This window comes from Staphylococcus sp. 11262D007BW, from assembly GCF_053547815.1.
On sequence record NZ_JBPWPJ010000001.1, the window covers coordinates 1,186,520 to 1,203,463 of the forward strand.

General features: G+C 32.8%; 21 protein-coding genes and 1 riboswitch. Of the genes, 8 read left to right on the top strand and 13 right to left on the bottom strand.

Features of this window, described 5'->3' with window-relative positions; translation table 11 throughout:
- Position 1: 1 nt before the first annotated feature.
- Positions 2–955 (top strand): TIGR01212 family radical SAM protein, encoded by a 954-nt coding sequence (locus tag ACEE93_RS05725; protein WP_449156317.1) that lies wholly within the window; start codon positions 2–4, stop codon positions 953–955.
- Positions 952–1,512, top strand: a complete 561-nt coding sequence (locus ACEE93_RS05730) for a class I SAM-dependent methyltransferase (RefSeq protein ID WP_449156318.1) — start codon at positions 952–954, stop codon at positions 1,510–1,512. The genes ACEE93_RS05725 and ACEE93_RS05730 overlap by 4 nt, the downstream gene beginning before the upstream one ends.
- Positions 1,513–1,608: 96 nt before the next feature.
- Here the strand turns inward: ACEE93_RS05730 and ACEE93_RS05735 are convergent, their stop codons facing one another.
- The 4 genes from ACEE93_RS05735 to ACEE93_RS05750 all read right to left on the bottom strand — a co-directional run bounded on the left by ACEE93_RS05735 (position 1,609) and on the right by ACEE93_RS05750 (position 4,639).
- The gene (locus tag ACEE93_RS05735) at positions 1,609–2,019 is read right to left on the bottom strand and encodes a transcriptional regulator, SarA/Rot family (protein ID WP_449156242.1); all 411 of its coding nucleotides are present in this window, start codon (positions 2,017–2,019) and stop codon (positions 1,609–1,611) included.
- Positions 2,020–2,123: 104 nt separating this feature from the next.
- Positions 2,124–3,074 (bottom strand): L-lactate dehydrogenase, encoded by a 951-nt coding sequence (locus tag ACEE93_RS05740; RefSeq protein WP_449156243.1) that lies wholly within the window; start codon positions 3,072–3,074, stop codon positions 2,124–2,126.
- A gap of 237 nt (positions 3,075–3,311) precedes the next feature.
- On the bottom strand, positions 3,312–4,139 hold the full coding sequence (locus ACEE93_RS05745; RefSeq protein ID WP_449156443.1) for an alpha/beta fold hydrolase: 828 nt from the start codon (positions 4,137–4,139) through the stop codon (positions 3,312–3,314).
- A 167-nt stretch (positions 4,140–4,306) separates the two neighbouring features.
- Positions 4,307–4,639: a hypothetical protein gene (locus ACEE93_RS05750; protein WP_449156245.1), complete on the bottom strand. Its 333-nt coding sequence runs from the start codon at positions 4,637–4,639 to the stop codon at positions 4,307–4,309.
- A gap of 515 nt (positions 4,640–5,154) precedes the next feature.
- On the opposite strand from ACEE93_RS05750, the gene ACEE93_RS05755 reads away from it, so the two are divergent.
- Positions 5,155–6,138 carry a proline dehydrogenase family protein gene (locus ACEE93_RS05755; RefSeq protein ID WP_449156246.1) on the top strand — a complete coding sequence of 328 codons (984 nt, stop codon included), beginning with the start codon at positions 5,155–5,157 and terminating at the stop codon, positions 6,136–6,138.
- Positions 6,139–6,232: 94 nt separating this feature from the next.
- Here ACEE93_RS05755 and ribH read toward each other — a convergent pair whose 3' ends face one another.
- The 7 genes from ribH to ACEE93_RS05790 all read right to left on the bottom strand — a co-directional run bounded on the left by ribH (position 6,233) and on the right by ACEE93_RS05790 (position 13,251).
- Positions 6,233–6,691 (bottom strand): 6,7-dimethyl-8-ribityllumazine synthase, encoded by a 459-nt coding sequence (ribH, locus tag ACEE93_RS05760; RefSeq protein WP_449156247.1) that lies wholly within the window; start codon positions 6,689–6,691, stop codon positions 6,233–6,235.
- A gap of 16 nt (positions 6,692–6,707) precedes the next feature.
- Positions 6,708–7,889 carry a 3,4-dihydroxy-2-butanone-4-phosphate synthase gene (gene ribB, locus ACEE93_RS05765; protein ID WP_449156248.1) on the bottom strand — a complete coding sequence of 394 codons (1,182 nt, stop codon included), beginning with the start codon at positions 7,887–7,889 and terminating at the stop codon, positions 6,708–6,710.
- 13 nt (positions 7,890–7,902) lie between these two features.
- Positions 7,903–8,532, bottom strand: a complete 630-nt coding sequence (locus tag ACEE93_RS05770) for a riboflavin synthase (protein ID WP_449156249.1) — start codon at positions 8,530–8,532, stop codon at positions 7,903–7,905.
- A gap of 6 nt (positions 8,533–8,538) precedes the next feature.
- Complete coding sequence (gene ribD / locus ACEE93_RS05775; protein WP_449156274.1) at positions 8,539–9,585, bottom strand: bifunctional diaminohydroxyphosphoribosylaminopyrimidine deaminase/5-amino-6-(5-phosphoribosylamino)uracil reductase RibD; 1,047 nt, start codon at positions 9,583–9,585, stop codon at positions 8,539–8,541.
- Between the two features lie 276 nt (positions 9,586–9,861).
- Positions 9,862–10,011: riboswitch (FMN riboswitch) on the bottom strand.
- Between the two features lie 100 nt (positions 10,012–10,111).
- The gene (locus tag ACEE93_RS05780) at positions 10,112–11,650 is read right to left on the bottom strand and encodes an FAD/NAD(P)-binding protein (RefSeq protein ID WP_449156250.1); all 1,539 of its coding nucleotides are present in this window, start codon (positions 11,648–11,650) and stop codon (positions 10,112–10,114) included.
- A gap of 366 nt (positions 11,651–12,016) precedes the next feature.
- Entirely contained in the window at positions 12,017–12,880 is an 864-nt protein-coding gene (locus ACEE93_RS05785) for an N-acetylglucosaminidase (protein ID WP_449156251.1), read from the bottom strand.
- A 146-nt stretch (positions 12,881–13,026) separates the two neighbouring features.
- The gene (locus ACEE93_RS05790) at positions 13,027–13,251 is read right to left on the bottom strand and encodes a hypothetical protein (RefSeq protein ID WP_449156252.1); all 225 of its coding nucleotides are present in this window, start codon (positions 13,249–13,251) and stop codon (positions 13,027–13,029) included.
- 200 nt (positions 13,252–13,451) lie between these two features.
- On the opposite strand from ACEE93_RS05790, the gene ACEE93_RS05795 reads away from it, so the two are divergent.
- Positions 13,452–13,913: a sigma-70 family RNA polymerase sigma factor gene (locus tag ACEE93_RS05795; RefSeq protein ID WP_449156253.1), complete on the top strand. Its 462-nt coding sequence runs from the start codon at positions 13,452–13,454 to the stop codon at positions 13,911–13,913.
- An 18-nt stretch (positions 13,914–13,931) separates the two neighbouring features.
- A complete protein-coding gene (locus tag ACEE93_RS05800) occupies positions 13,932–14,384 on the top strand; it encodes a competence protein ComK (RefSeq protein ID WP_449156254.1) in 453 nt (150 codons plus the stop codon).
- A gap of 8 nt (positions 14,385–14,392) precedes the next feature.
- On the opposite strand, the gene ACEE93_RS05805 is transcribed toward ACEE93_RS05800, so the two are convergent.
- Both ACEE93_RS05805 and ACEE93_RS05810 read right to left on the bottom strand, forming a co-directional pair.
- Entirely contained in the window at positions 14,393–14,845 is a 453-nt protein-coding gene (locus tag ACEE93_RS05805) for a hypothetical protein (RefSeq protein ID WP_449156255.1), read from the bottom strand.
- Between the two features lie 123 nt (positions 14,846–14,968).
- Positions 14,969–15,679: a transaldolase gene (locus ACEE93_RS05810; RefSeq protein WP_449156256.1), complete on the bottom strand. Its 711-nt coding sequence runs from the start codon at positions 15,677–15,679 to the stop codon at positions 14,969–14,971.
- A 207-nt stretch (positions 15,680–15,886) separates the two neighbouring features.
- Here ACEE93_RS05810 and ACEE93_RS05815 point away from each other — a divergent pair, with 207 nt between their 5' ends.
- Genes ACEE93_RS05815 through ACEE93_RS05825 form a run of 3 tightly spaced genes read left to right on the top strand, consistent with a single transcriptional unit; the run spans position 15,887 to position 16,917 of the window.
- Positions 15,887–16,189 carry a hypothetical protein gene (locus tag ACEE93_RS05815; protein WP_449156257.1) on the top strand — a complete coding sequence of 101 codons (303 nt, stop codon included), beginning with the start codon at positions 15,887–15,889 and terminating at the stop codon, positions 16,187–16,189.
- Positions 16,190–16,208: 19 nt separating this feature from the next.
- A complete protein-coding gene (gene crcB / locus ACEE93_RS05820; RefSeq protein ID WP_449156444.1) occupies positions 16,209–16,577 on the top strand; it encodes a fluoride efflux transporter CrcB in 369 nt (122 codons plus the stop codon).
- The gene (locus tag ACEE93_RS05825; RefSeq protein WP_449156259.1) at positions 16,570–16,917 is read left to right on the top strand and encodes a fluoride efflux transporter FluC; all 348 of its coding nucleotides are present in this window, start codon (positions 16,570–16,572) and stop codon (positions 16,915–16,917) included. The genes crcB and ACEE93_RS05825 overlap by 8 nt, the downstream gene beginning before the upstream one ends.
- Positions 16,918–16,944 lie beyond the last annotated feature (27 nt).

Sequence of the window (16,944 nt, forward strand, 5' to 3'; positions counted from 1 at the left end):
TATGGGTTCTGTTTTTCCATATGCTTTTGAAGATAAACGCTACCATACATTCAATTATCATTTAAAACAACATTTCGGTGAAAAAATATTTAAAGTTGCCTTAGACGGTGGCTTTGACTGTCCAAACCGAGACGGTACAGTAGCACATGGCGGTTGCACTTTTTGCTCAGCAGCAGGAAGCGGTGACTTTGCAGGAAATCGCGCTGATCCAATAGAGGTCCAATTTGAACAAATCAAAAATCGTATGCATGAAAAATGGCATGAAGGGAAATATATCGCCTACTTTCAAGCATTTACAAATACACATGCGCCAGTAGAGGTTTTACGTGAAAAATTTGAAGCTGCTTTAAGTCAAGAAAATGTTGTTGGTTTATCTATAGGTACCCGTCCAGACTGTTTGCCAGATGATGTGGTGGAATATTTAGCAGAATTAAACGAGAGAACATATCTATGGGTGGAACTTGGTTTACAAACGGTCCATGATCAAACCTCTCGTTTAATCAACCGCGCTCATGATATGGATTGTTATTATGAAGGCGTTGCTAAACTACGCAAACACAATATCAATGTGTGTTCACATATTATAAATGGCTTACCGGGTGAGGATTATAATATGATGATGGAAACAGCTCAAGCCGTTGCACAAATGGATGTGCAAGGTATTAAAATTCATTTATTACATTTATTAAAAGGAACGCCAATGATTAAACAATATGAAAAAGGTATGCTAGAATTTATGACTCAAGAAGAATATATTAACTTGGTTTGTGATCAATTAGAAATTTTACCTCCAGAAATGATTGTTCATCGTATTACTGGAGATGGCCCTATTGATTTAATGGTTGGTCCAATGTGGAGTGTGAACAAATGGGAAGTACTTAATGATATTGATGCCGAATTAAAACGTCGTGGTACTGTGCAAGGATCAAAATACCACAGTAGTGTGTCATCATGATTGTAGAACGCATTCTTCCCTTCGCTAAATCTTTAGTTAAAAGTCATATCGCCTCTGACAGTATTGTAATAGATGCGACATGTGGTAATGGTCACGATACTTTATACCTTGCACAAAATGTACCAAATGGCTACGTATATGCTTGTGACATCCAAGAGGAAGCGATTCAACAAACTGCACAACGCATTAATCAATATGATAACGTAAAACTTATTAAATCAAGTCATGATCTCATTACCAATTACCTTGCCGAAGAACATCAACAGCGTATTGATGTCGCAATGTTTAATTTAGGATATTTACCTAAAGGAGATAAAACGATCGTAACGCATCCAGAGACTACAATTCGTGCGATTGAAACAATTTTTCAACATTTATCTACTGAAGGTCTCATCGTATTAGCTATTTATCCAGGTCACCCAGAAGGTTATCGCGAAAGCGAAGTCGTTTTAGAGTATTTGCAACACTTTGATCAAAATAAAGCACACATCCTAAAATATGAGTTTATTAACCAACGCAATCATCCTCCGTATATAATAGGTATTGAAAAAAGATAATTCATTAAATAGACCCTTATAATATAAAAAAGCGTGCTAATTTTTTAGCACGCTTTTTGTCGCATTATTAAATGCATCAATAAGTAACCCTATTACTTATGAACAACTTTGCATAAATAATTTAAATAGTGATTCAAGACGTTTATGACGTAAATTAATTTGTGAACATACGAAATCTACTACTTGTTGTTTAACATCTTCTTTATCTTCGTTGAAATCTATTGTGACGTTGCGCTCATCTCCAAGCGTACGTTGCTTATAAATCCATCCTTTAGCAACTAAACGATTATACGTACGTGTTCTCTTATAACGTTTAATTGGGACATATTTATCCATTTCTTTAAGGGACATTGGCCCTTTATCCCATAAATTAAGTAAAATTAAAAATTCCTCTTTACTAATTTGAAATTGTCTTTGTATCGCCCCAAAAATTTTATCAATTTCCTTTTGTAAATCGTTTAGAAATATCAGGTCACAAACTTCATAATCACTTATTACTTGATCCATGGTTAAAACCCCTTTTTAAGAGTCGTTACACTGGTTTACCCTTAAAAAGAAGTTCTTAATCATTTTACATTTCTAATAGTTTTATAATTAAACATTATTCATAACTAAAATAAATACTCAATTGAATCTTGTTGTTCTTTTAAAATATTAACAGATTTAACAAATTTCTCTTTCTCTTCCTCTGTTAATGGTGTTTCAATAATTCTTGTTGCACCTTCTCCATTTATAACCGTTGGTACTCCTGTATAAACACCTGTTTGTCCATATTCACCTTCTAAATAGCTTGATACTGTAAGTACGACATTTTGATTTTTTAATATAGCTTTAGAGATGTGCATTAAGCCCATTGCCACACCATAGTATGTCGCACCTTTTGCTTGAATAATATCATAGGCTGCATCACGTGTTTTTACGTAAATGTCATCAATTAAGTGTGCTTTGTCTGGATCATTTTTAATCACATCTTCTAATGGAATACCTGCTATTGTAGCAGTTGACCATACAGGGACTTCAGAATCTCCGTGTTCACCAATAATATTAGCGTGTACACTACTTGGTGCAACGTCAAATTCTTCACTTAATAAATATCTAAAGCGTGCTGAATCAAGAATCGTTCCTGAACCAATGACTCTATGTTTTGGTAAACCTGAGTATTTTAAAGTTACATACGTTAAAATATCTACTGGATTTGCAGCAATTAAGAAAATACCATCAAAACCACTATCCATAATTGAAGAAATAATGTCTTTATATATTTTCGCATTTTTTTCAATTAAATCTAATCTTGTTTCTCCTACTTTTTGAGGGGCACCTGCACAAATAACTACAAGATCAGCATCTGAACAATCTTGATATTGTCCTGCTTTAACTTTGACTGGGGACATTGCATAAGGGGCACCGTGGTTTAAGTCTAATACATCTCCACGTACTTTATCTTCATTGATGTCGATAATGACAAGCTCATCTGCAACACCTTGACTCATCATCGTAAAAGCATAGCTTGAACCAACTGCACCATTACCTACTAATACAACTTTATTACTTTTTTTCGTCATAACGAACCTCTCCAATCCAATGCTTCAATATTTATTACTTATTGTGATTTTTTTCACAAATATAATTTAACATGATTTTCACATTCATGCAAGCATAAATTAAACAAGTATTTTATATTTAACATTAAAAAACAACCTTAACCCTATAGCCTCAGTAGCTATTATGAGTTAAGATTGTGAGTTTGATTACTTTTATTCTAATATTCGAACTAAGTTATAAATCATTTTCGATTATCTTTAGGCATCGACTTCGTGTACATCATTCACTAAAAAGCCAGCATTAAAGGAACGGTTATTTAAAAAACTTAAAATATAACGCATGACATGTTCTCGTTCTGGCTCGTTATGTAATTCATGGAACAATCCTTGCCATATTTTAAACTGCAACTCATTAAAACGTTTCATTTTGATGAGTTCTGCAGTTACATCAATATTGGAAATGCGATCATGATCGCCACACATTACACATAGGGGCACTTGTTTCATATCCTTCCAATGATCATTTGTTTCTTTCATCACTTTAACAAGTTCATTAAACCAATGATAACTTACTTTTTTTAACATTAAAGCATCCTCATAAGTATCATCTAACACTTCCGAATGACGCGTAAAGTCTTCATATGGAATCCCTAATTCAAAAGTGGCGCCTTTAGAAATATCACCAATATTGGATAACAATGTTTTCTGACGTGTTTTTTTATTATTATGGAATGCATATAACGGAGAAATTAAAATTAATCCTTCAAGCTCCACCTCTACTTTTTCTAGAAGGTTCGTACATATTAAGCCCCCTAATCCAACACCAATCATAAATGTAGGGAGATGGTAATCCTTAGCTATAGATAACCACTCCAATATTCTTTCATGATATACATCAAAAGATTCAATTTGACCTTTATGCGTTCTTGAGGTCTGACCTTGACCTGGTAAATCTCCCATGATGACGTGATAACCATTACGTCTTAATTGCGTTATCACATAAGCATAACGTCCAGTATGCTCTAACATATTGTGAACAATGACGATAACACCTTTTGCTTCACTTTCTGTTTCCCATTTCCACATGCTACATTTTCCTTCCTAGCAAAATTACTATATGTATTATAACTTTTACCTCTGTTAAATAGCTAATAAAAAACAAAATGAGACTGAGATCTAAAGCACTTAGCCTTTAAATGCTTTTATCTCAACCTCATAGATGCAAAATTTTAATGATTTTTTGGGATCCATCATTAACTTAATTTAAATTTCTTTCTTACAAATGGGATTTTAAGTAATAAAACCGTAATTAACACTTCGTAAAATGCAGGGAAAAGTTTCGCTAACAATAAAAGAAAGAATTGACCGATTAAAGTTCCATTACCTTGACTCGCATTAAAATTCGCTAAAATACCAATATCAATAATATTAAGACCAATAATTACAGTAACAACAAGCCACATTTTCTTAGTAATCACACCTACAACGGCACCAATAATTACTAAAAGTATCAGCTCGAATACAAAATATTGAATAAATGTATCTAATTCAGTCCCAAACATGTAAAAAGCCATATCTCTAAACATATAATAACTCCCTTAACCTTAATTAATTCTATTTTATCACGAAAGTGGCCGCTCATTTTTAAAGTTATCGTTAAGTTTTGCCTTTAACATTTACATAACCTTAAAAAATAATAATTACGGTAAATTAACAAAGCTTTAATATGTCCTTTATATTGCATTCAATGTGGTATGTTAATTTATCAGTAAGGTCACAATATAACATTGAGGTAAAGGAGTTTATAATGAAATTTATACTAAAATGCGTACTTTGGCTTCTGATTTTCACCCTATCACCTGTTATATTTGCTTTTATGCAAGAACCTATTGAATTTGATTCCCATTCAACTACATTATCTTCAAATAATCTCTCTAAAGTAGTAAAAATAACCCATTCTAACAAAAATACAGTAACGATGTGAAGCAATGATTTAGTATAGTTTTACACGTTTTTGTTGTAAACGTTTTCTAAAACAATATGTTCATGATAAACTATCATCATATACTAAACAAAATGTTTATTTATGGGAGGAATTTTCATGAGCATAGTTAAAAATTTTTTTATTGGCTTATCAAATAATGAAATTCTAAACAGTACTGCTAAAAAGCTGGGACCTTCTCTAGGTGCCAATCGCGTAGTTGCGGGAAATACGCTAGAACAGGTTGTTAATACCATTAAAAATCTAAATAATAAGAATATTGCGGTAACTGTTGATAATTTAGGGGAATTTGTCAATAACAAAAGCGATGCTATTGCAGCAAAGGATGCGATTCTTGAAGTAATGAAAGCAATCTACGAACATGATTTAGATGCACACATGTCTGTTAAACTTAGTCAACTCGGTTGTGAGTTTGATAAATCACTCGCTTATGACAATATTTATGAGATTGTTTCAACAGCAAAACAATACAATAATATGCACATTAATATCGATACAGAAAAATATGATAGTTTATTTGATATTACTCAAACTTTAGACCGTTTAAAGTCTGAATTTTCAAATGTTGGTACAGTTATCCAAGCCTATTTATTTAAAGGTGAAGTACTGATTGATAAATATCCGGAATTACGATTACGTTTAGTAAAAGGCGCTTATAAAGAATCTCCTCACATTGCTTATCAAACAAAAGAGGAAATTGATCAAAATTATATTCATTTAATTGAAAAACGTTTACTGAATGCTCAAAATATGACATCTATCGCAACACATGATGATCGTATTATAGACCATGCGAAACAATTCATTGAAGAACATAACATTGATAAAGATTTAGTAGAATTTCAAATGTTATACGGTTTCCGTAGCGAACTAGCAGAATCTATCGCAAACGAAGGGTATCATTTTACAATTTATGTCCCTTATGGCGATGATTGGTTTGGTTATTTTATGCGTCGTTTAGCTGAACGACCTCAAAACTTAATTCTTGCTTTTAAAGAATTTATTAAACCAAAATCTATCGCTACAATCGGAGGCGTTGGAATAGCGTTTTATTTATTATATAAATTATTACGTCGCAAATAATTACAATAATAACGGCTAACCATTATGGGTGAAACATAGTGGCTAGCCGTTCTTTAGTTATTTTAGCGTTAATAAAATGCTTTATATTCTAGCTTTAAAATTGCTTAAGAAGATTTGCCATTTCAATCGCACCTACTGCAACTTCTGCACCTTTGTTACCTGCTTTCGTACCTGCGCGTTCCACAGCTTGTTCAATATTTTCAGTTGTAAGTAAACCGAAAATAACCGGTACTCCTGTATCATCACTTGCTTTGGCAATACCTTTAGAAGCTTCATTACATACATAATCATAATGAGAAGTCGCGCCTCTAATAACGCAACCTAACGTAATCACCGCATCATATTTTTGAGTTGCTGCCATTTTTTTAGCGACTATTGGTAATTCAAATGCACCTGGTACGTAAGCAATATCAATTGCTTCTTCCTCAACTTGATGACGTTTCAATGTATCCATTGCCCCATCTACTAATCGACTTGTAATAAAATCATTAAAACGACTCACTACGATTCCTATTTTTAATCCTTTACCTACTAATTGTCCTTCAAATTTCATTGATAATCCTCCTATTTTATAACATATGACCCATTTGTAATTTTTTTACTTCTAAATAATCTTGATTGTTTTGATTTGCTTTAGTAATCACTGGTATTCTTTTTTGAATTTCAATACCGTATTGTTTTAAGCCAGAGAACTTTTCAGGGTTATTACTTAACAAATTAATTTCTGTGACACCGAAATATTTTAACATTTGCGCTGCAATATCATATTCTCGAAGATCAGGTTCAAAGCCTAATGCTTCATTGGCTGTGACTGTATTATATCCTTGCTCAATTAATTGGTACGCTTTAAGCTTATTCATTAGCCCTATTCCACGTCCTTCTTGAGGTAAATATAGAATCATACCGCCATGCTCTTGAATATATTTCATTGAAGCCTCTAATTGTTCACCACAATCACATCTTTCACTATGAAAAATATCACCTGTCGCACAAGCTGAATGAATTCTAACATTCATTTGCGGATGAATGTCTCCTTTAACAAGTGCCATATGTTCAGTTTGATCAATTTTAGATGTAAATCCATATAAATCAAACTCCCCATATCGTGTAGGCAACTTAATTTGAGCTTCTGAACGAATTAAGCAAGTATTCGTTTTTAAATATTGCACTAAGTCGTCTATCGTAATCATTTTAAGGTTATGTTGCTCTTTAAATTGTTGCAACTGCTCACCTTTTGCCATTGTGCCATCATCATTCATAATCTCACAAATAACGCCAGCAGGTTTGGCCCCAGTTAAGCGCGCTAAATCAATCGTTGCTTCCGTATGCCCTCTTCTTTCTAATACACCTTTTTCTTTCGCGATTAATGGAAAAAGGTGTCCAGGTTGATGAAATGATTGAGGTGAAACATTATCATCAATTAATGCACGAGCCGTCGCCGTACGTTCGAAAGCACTAATACCAGTGGTACTACTAATGTGATCTATGCTTACTGTAAACGCTGTACCATGAGGATCTGTATTATGATGAACCATAGATGGTAATCCCGCTGCCTCAGCTATGGTGTGTGTAATAGGTGTACATATCAGTCCTCTACCAAACTGCGTCATAAAATTGATTGTATCCTCTTTCATCCATTGCGTAATGGCGATTAAATCACCTTCATTTTCTCTATTTTCATCATCTAGGACTACAATCATTTCACCATTTTTAAGTGCCTCTAATGCACTGTCAATTGTATCAAACTTCATCATTACCTCTCCTTTAAAATCCCGCTTTAATCAAATCATTCATTGTTAATGTATGATCTTTCTCCATTAAAGAAGACACATATTTAAATAGCATATCTGTTTCTAAATGCACTAAGTCTCCTCGCGTCTTATCAGATAAAATGGTTGCTTTACGTGTCTCAGGAATAAGATGAATCTCAAATGCATTCGATTGTATTGCAAATACTGTTAAACTAATACCATCTACAGCAATCGCACCTTGCGGAATCATTTGCTTTAAAATATATTCAGGTGCTTGGATCGTATAAATCCATTCATTATTGGACTGTTGTACATTTATAATTTTCCCAGTATCATCTACATGTCCTTGAACAAAATGACCGCCTAAACGCCCAGTAGCGAGTAATGCACGCTCTAAATTGACTGTATCGCCAACTTGTAATTGTCCAAGATAGGTTTTATTTTCAGTTCCAAGAATGACATCCACTTTAAACGAGGACGTATCAAATTCAGTCACTGTCAGACATGTGCCATTGACACTAATAGAATCTCCTATTTTCATATCTTCTAAGATAGTAGAAGCTGAGATGGTTAATTGTGTTGTGGGATTTTGTTTACGAATAGATTGAATTGTACCTATTTCTTCGACGATACCTGTAAACACTTGATGTCACTTCCTTTTCAAATGAAGTTTTATATCTGTATCTATCATTTCAGAATGTACAATCTCAAATTGCGGAATTTGGTCAAGTGGGTCTACTGATTGTGTTTGATAATATTGAAATAGACCTTGACCTCCTATTATTTTCGGGGCTAAATAAAGGATGAAGTTTGTTATAAATTGGGTTTGTAAAAATTGTGATGTTACATTCGGACCTGCTTCGACAAGTACACGACCGAATCCTTTTTCATATAAATCGATTAAAATTGACTTAATATCACATGACGCCATATATATAATGTGTACATTTTTTAATGAAGTAGTGAGATCTTTGTTTTCAGTATAAATATAGACATCTGTTTTTAAATCATGAAATAAATCCAGTTGCCAATCAATATTACCGGAACGCGATAAAATAATCCGTACCGGATCGCGTCCTTCTTCAGTGCGTACTGTTAAACTAGGATTATCCTTTTTTAAAGTACCATTACCAGTAATAATTGCGTCATGTTCATGTCGTAATTTAAATACATCTGCTTTGACGCTTTTTGACGTAATCCACTGACTTTCTGCTTGATCCGTTGCTTGTTTGCCATCAAGACTGGCACTGACCTTAACAGTAACAATTGGCAATTTATTATTTTTACTATCGAAAAATGCTTGATATTGCTGTTCAACTTCAGGATGACGTCTATAAGTGACTTGAACACCTGCTTGTTGCATCATTTCATCACCTTGAGAAGGTAATGTTACATCTTTTGCTGCATAAACAACATGTTTAATGCCTACATCGATAATACGTTGTGCACATGGCGGTGTTTGTCCATAATGCGAACATGGTTCAAGTGAGACATAAATCGTTGCGCCTTTAACATTGTCGGCACCAGCCATATCAATTGCTTGAACCTCAGCATGTTTATCACCTTGTTGTAGATGCGCACCAATCCCAATAATTCGCCCATCTTTCACAACGACAGCGCCAACTGAAGGATTGGTACCTGTTTGACCTTCAAGCATGTTAGCTAATTGAATCGCATAATTTAAATAATCCAATATCTTTCACCTCAAATAAAAAAACCACTCGTATGTCGACTTCGAGTGGTAGGAATATATACTTAAATAAAGCTAGTCACCGCTTCGATTAAAACCTAACGCTCACATAGATGAGCCCTCTCTTTAAAACAGTGGACTAACATTTATTGTATTATTAAACATTAACTTACTTTGACTGATCAATTAAGTACATGCTTAAATCGCGAAGATCACATCTTATGATAGTCGCTTTTTAAACACACTTAAATACTTAAAAGTATTCAAAGTAATGTGTTAACGATATTCTTCCTCCCATCCAGACTTTCACTGTCGGCTCTAGATTTTCACTAGATCAGGAAATAATACGATGCATTATTACAATCGAAATTATTTCGTCGCAGGCTTAACATTACTGCCGGTTGGGAATTGCACCCTGCCCCGAAAGAATATATGAAATTGTATTGAGTTAAAGATACGATATCATAATTGGAATAAATCCATGTATATATCTTATATTAATTCTTGATTTTTGACAAATCATCAAACTGACTTACTTTTTATTTTTCTTTTTCTTCTTCTTTTTTCCTTTTTTATCTTTCTCAAGCGCCTTTTGAGCCTTATACGTTTCATACAAATTATCTACAGATTTGACTGCTTGTTGCACAATCATTGTAACGCCATTTCGTTCAAAATTGACGCCATTTGTAACTTGTCCAATGGCACGTAAATTGTTGATCGTTCCATAGAGCGGACTAACGACTTCATTCGTTGAAGGTACAATTTGAATACCTCCCATTGGATGCGATTGCACAATTTGACGATTCGCAATATCAAGGACTAATCCATCTTCTTCATCCAAGTCCTCAATATTTTTCTTCGGTCCCGTCGCATTAATAACGGCATCAACTTTTAAAGGTTCATCTTCATTTTTAAACTCTAAACGGTACTTACCATAATAACGTTTTACATTCTCTAACCCTGAATAAATCAGAATTTCTTCGTTTTGAATCGCATTAATGATAATTCTTGCAGTATCTTGAGGCATTGGATTCGTATTTTCACGAAGGTAACGATAATATTTATGAATAAATTGTAATTGGTCCTCACGACTTAAGCTATTCCAAATCCAATCCATATTTTCTTTAACCGCTTCTAATACACTTTGAAGCGCACCAACCTCTTCTGGATGATTTAAATCATATTTTAAATCCTTTACTGTGTCGTATTTACGTCGTTTTAATAACTTTTCTAAAGGAATCTCTAGACGTTCACATTCTTTTTTGAACAAGTTAATGACATCATCTAAAGGAACTACCCCCATATTTTGAGCTTTAATTTTATCAAAAGTTTTCATCGTTAAATGTTTAAGCTTAACTTGTTGCATTGTTCCTCTAACACTTGGCATTTTTCCACTACGACTTGCTAATATAATTGGTTTTTTATGATGATTAGATAATGCAAAGCGAACTACATCCAAACTTGCTAAACCTGTTCCGATAACCGCAATTTCCTGATCATCGTCAATTGAATCAAGAGTGTGGTTAGCAGGATATGGGGAGTGCATATAATTCGGCTTACCTTTTAATTGATAAGGATCGTTATAAGACATTGTGCCTATCGTAAAGAACACATAATCATATACACGACAACTATCGACATCATCATCTGTACAAACAACGATTTGTTTAGGAATGATCTCATTTTTTTGTTCTTGAACATACATGTGTGTCACTTTTTTATAGATCGGTGTAATATTTTTATATTCTTTACAATAATGTTCTAAATAATCTTTCATGTAATGACCAAATACGTAACGCGGTAAAAACTCTGCGTCATCGCCATAATTAAAGGTATTTTGCTGATTATACCACTCTCTAAATTCTAAAATGTTATCCTGGTTAAGTGACAACATATCGACAGGCACATTAATGAGTAAATCTTCACTATCATTTTGAAATGGTTCACCTTGTCCCATATTTTCCGGTTGATCATATATATCTACTTCTAACTTTTTAAACTTTTTTCTTTTGACTAATTGTCTTAGTACACTTACTCCAGCCGTACCAGCACCTATAATTGCTACTTTCATGCTCATCATCCTTATTATCGATTATTTCATCTTAGTCTATACCCTAACTTCTCATACTTTAAATATGTTTATATGTTAAAACTCATAAATACAATCAAACGTCTACGATTTTAAAAGTATTAACAAAAACGTGTGCAATTTGCTATAATGTATGTAATTTAAAACCATTCATGAGGTGTTACGTTTGTTTAAATTTATAATTAAAGTACTTATAGCTACAGTGGTACTCTTTTTTACTTTAGGTCGAAAAAATAAAGCAAAATAGCCTGCTTCAACTGAAAGTTTATGCATTATTCTCCCCATATGAACCAATTAAAAAACACCCTCTTCATGCTTTTTGAAGAGGATGTTGTAATACTAATGATATTAATAGTTGTTACCATCACTATGTTTATTATCATCTTTATAGACATACCAGTTAAAATATTTACCTTCAGTTTTCATATCTTTGTAGAAATCTGCAATCAATGAGGCATTACTGCTCGCCCATTTAATGTCGGTTGCATATTGATGTTCTCCCGGATCTTTAGGATTCCATCTCATACTATATAATGTATTTTGGTCGGGGTTGGATAAGTATTGTTCATGAATAAATTCAGCACCGCCTCTGATGGCCTTTTCAGGTGTGTCCCAACCTTTTTTCTTAGCGTATTCTGCACCGGTTTGAATTGGGTCTCTATCAAGCGCACCAACACCGTAGAAGTTGTAATATTTCTTACCGTCGATTTCTACACCGTTTGATAATTCAGAGACAACTGAACCAGTTTCTAATAGCGCATGTGAAATTAAATACACTTCATTAACTTGTTTGTCTTTAGCTGCATTTAAAAATTCATCTGTATGTTCTAATAATGTTGGGTGATCATATAACATACGTTTAATGCGGTTTTTATCAATACCTTGATACTTAGATAAGTCTAAAAATTGATACTTTTGTCTTTTATCATCCATAAATTTAGAACTATCCATTGCTTCTTTAATTTCACCATCTGAAGCATCACGCCAATTTGTATTGTCTTTATTAGACACTTGTTGACTTGTGTAGTTATCGATTTGTTTCTTTGCCGCTTCATCAAGTGTGACGTCAAGTTTTTCAACATTTTCCACTTGATCTACAGATTTAAAAATAATTTGATCTTTAATCATATTAAAAAACAGAAATCCTGCTACTGCTACACCAACAAGTAATATGATTACTGCAATAATGGAACCCTTTTTATGTTTCCTCATAATCGCACCTCTTATTTGTTGTTAATTGATTGTATAAATCAATATGACTTAGTTCACCATTTTACCACCTTGCCACTATATAAACAATTCGTCTTAGATTTTGTCATATACTCATAAAAAAAGTAACGAATTTGTAAACTAATTCATTACTTTTGATCTCGTTTATAATCCATCATAATAAAACTCATTGCTTGTGAACGATTATTATAATAATAAGGTGCTAAATCAATTTCACCTTCTGCTTCGCCTTCACGATACATCATTACTTTTGTTAAATTATTAATCATCACAAAATCAGAACGGTCTTTAATGACATCTAATTCATCATTACGCGCAAAAAAATGCTCAATATTTAAATGTTCGTAATCCATTTGAACCTCCTCAAACTCAAAAACAAATAATCTTTGACTAAATTAACCATATTTACCATACTTTATTTCACTTTTAATCATAAAACACTCTCATTGAAAGAGATTAAACTCAAAATATCATAATTTAAAAGATGTCTCAAACATAAAGTAATGCTATAACTTAATTGACCGGTCAAATTTTAGAGAGTAGGAAATAAACTTTGCAATTTTATCAAAACTATTTAAAATATGACAAATTTATACATTACTTATTACATCAACATCGAATCACATATGACTATGAAGAATTTTATCAACAAATGTTGATTAAAACTTGGGAACTTTCGAATACCTATAATGCCTTAAAATCATCGCAAAAAGACACTTATTTTAAATACAAGTTAAAATATTTTCTAATTGATTTAATTCGCCAAAAGTCCAAATCATTGTCCACCGTTGAAGAAACCTTACATTTGGCTACTAATACGATCCCTTTAGATATAAAGCTATTAATTCACCACTATGTGAATCGATTACCGCCTACACATCGTCAGTGGTTCGCTTTATATCAACAAGGTTTTAACCAAACAGAAATTGCCACTAAAATGAAGAAATCAACTACGAGTGTTAAAAAATATAAAAAAGAAACACTATATTTTTTACGTCATCATTTATTATCATAATTATAAGGAGCATCTCACATGAATCAACCACATCAAAATGCATACAACGAACTACTTTATCTTAAAACCTCAGAAAATATACAATATCAAACTGATATCTTTTTTCGACAGTTTCACTTAACATCTCAATTAACATTGAAAAATGTCTTAAAACAAATCTTATATGTCTATCAAAAAGACTTTCATACGCAACAATTATTAGCTCGAGAAATGATTCATACGAACCATCTCATCCCTTTGTATATTTCCCCTTCTATCGTCTTATCACCCTTACAATCTCGACGCGCACCAATTCAGTATTACATAAATATGTCACACGTCATCGGGTTAACTTCTCATAAAAATTCGACTTTTATTCATTTTAAAAACAACCATACCCTCAATGTGCCAGTCTCTTTTACGATTTGCTTAAAAAAATGGAAAGATGCGCATCTGTTGTCATCTCTATTAAGTCCAAATCCATTCATTTAATTCGTATTTTATCGCTGTTTACGATTAAATTGGGAAGCTATAATACGTTTGGTAAAATAACGATTACTTTTAGGAATAAAATAAATTGCTATGACCATCGCTACAATCGCTAAAATCATAAATAAAAATAGTTGTGTAGATGATAAAACTTGATTTCCTCTTAAAAATCCATTCATTGTCGTTATACTTAAAATCAATCCTGTTAAAAACAATGTTAACAAGACGATATTCATTATTAATAACCCTAAAATATTCGTTACTGCATGAACATGACGATATTTAGGTTGATTAAAGAGCTCGTACTTTAAATAAGAAGCCACAAACTTAGAAGGTGTTGCATATTCTTGTTGAATGGTTTCAACAGAACGTTGGTTTATATATTGATTTAGTGCTTCTTTTTCGCGATGATTTAAAAACCACGTTTGTTTATCAATACGTTTTTTAAATGCCTGACTACTCATTTTTTATGCCTCATTCATTAATATAATAAGCGAGACAACAACATAGTAAACGCCTGATATGTTTGTTGCCTCGCTTATTAATTTTATACTATAGATTAAAAATGCTCAATGAATCATTTCAAACTAAAGAATACTTAAGCCTGAAGATTGGATATCTTTAGCAAATCCTTTTACTGTATCTACAGATAATTCATTAATATCTCTTCCGATATTAGGAATTTTCTTCACAACGTCAGATGGACATGTAATAATATCTGCCCCAATCTCATCAGCTTGGATGACATTAAATAACTCACGACAGCTTGCCCATAATAGTTGTACACCTTTTTTACGATGTGTGACTTCTACTGCTTTTTTCATAAGTGGTAGTGGATCTACTCCTGTATCAGCAATACGTCCTGCAAATACAGAGACATATGTTTCTACGCCTTCAGTCACAGCTTCAGTAATCGCTTCTACTTGTTCAAGCGTATATACCGCAGTTACATTTAATTTTACTTGTTTAGCAGATAAAGATTTAATTAATGGAATCATAGACTCGCCTTTTGTATTGACGATCGGAATTTTAACAAAAATATTGTCGCCAAATTGTTGAATGACTTCCGCTTCTTTTTCCATTGTTTCCATATCATCTGCGAATACTTCAAATGAAATAGAAGCATCAGGTATAGCTTCTACTACTTCTTTCGCAAATTGAGTGTAATCCTTAACGCCTGCTTTAGCCATTAAGCTAGGATTTGTAGTAAAACCATCTACTTCTTTATTTTGATAAGCTTTTTTCATTTGTTCAATATCTGCACCATCTGCAAATACTTTTACATTTAAATCTGCCATTTGTTTGGCCTCCTCGTAACGCAATAATTTATATTAATGTTATAACATTTTCAAATTACTTTACGCTATTGATTCGCTTATAAAAACTTTAAAATAATAATGATGGGCTATATCAAACCTATTTGAAAATGAAACGCATTGTGAAATGATAACGTTCAACTTTAAAATATGATATGATAACAAACGATATATTGAAGGAGGCTTTCGATGTCTAAGTCTAAGAGATATTTTTATTTATCAGTTATACTTATTATTATTAGCTTATGCTTAAACACTCAAATTCCTATACTTAATCAGTTTTTTTCATCAATCTTTAAATTAATACTATTTAGCAGTATCGTGAATGCCATTATTTTAATTATTGCAATTAGTTTAGCAGATCGTTCGATTAAACATTTACCTGAACGTAAAAGTTGGATTCATACCGCAGCGCGTATCCTACCATTCATTTTATTGATTGTGATTGTCTTCCATATCGTATCTGCTTTATTAACGTTTGGATTAATTTAATAGAGCGAGGTCAAATGCTATGAATTCTTTATATGTTTTTATCGGAGGGGCAATTGGGGCACTACTTCGCTACGCCATCTCTTTTTTACCGACATGGCATGCCCTTCCAATTGGTACATTAATATGTAACCTAGTGGGTGCATTTTTTATGGGATTTTTGACAGTCAAATGTGCTCATTACTTTAAAAAACAACCACACCATAAAGTTTTTTTAACGACGGGGCTTTTAGGAACATTAACCACCTTTTCAACCTTTCAATTTGAATTGGTGGGGTTATTTACATCTGGAAATTTTATGATTTTATCGCTTTATGCTCTAGGTAGTTTATGTTTAGGCCTTCTAAGTTGTTATAGTGGTATGAAGTTAGGAGAGGTACGTCATGCATAGTTTGTTTGTTATGATAGGTGGCGGCATTGGGGCACTTTGTCGAATGGTAATCACTGAATTATCACAACGATATGTTAACATTCGAATGCCTATCGGAACATTAATTGCCAATCTCCTTGGTGCTTGTCTCATTGGGTTTATTAGTGGCATCATACTTCAACATCAATGGTTAAATGTATTTCTCATCACTGGATTTTTAGGAGGACTAACTACCTTTTCAACGCTTCAATTAGAGCTTGTCCAATTGATTAAACAAAAGCAATATGCCCTCGTGTTAACTTATATAATTATACAATATGTAGGTTGTTTTGGCTGTTGTTATGTCGCATATAGTCTGTAAAATAGAAAGTCTCTTGTCTAGTTTTTT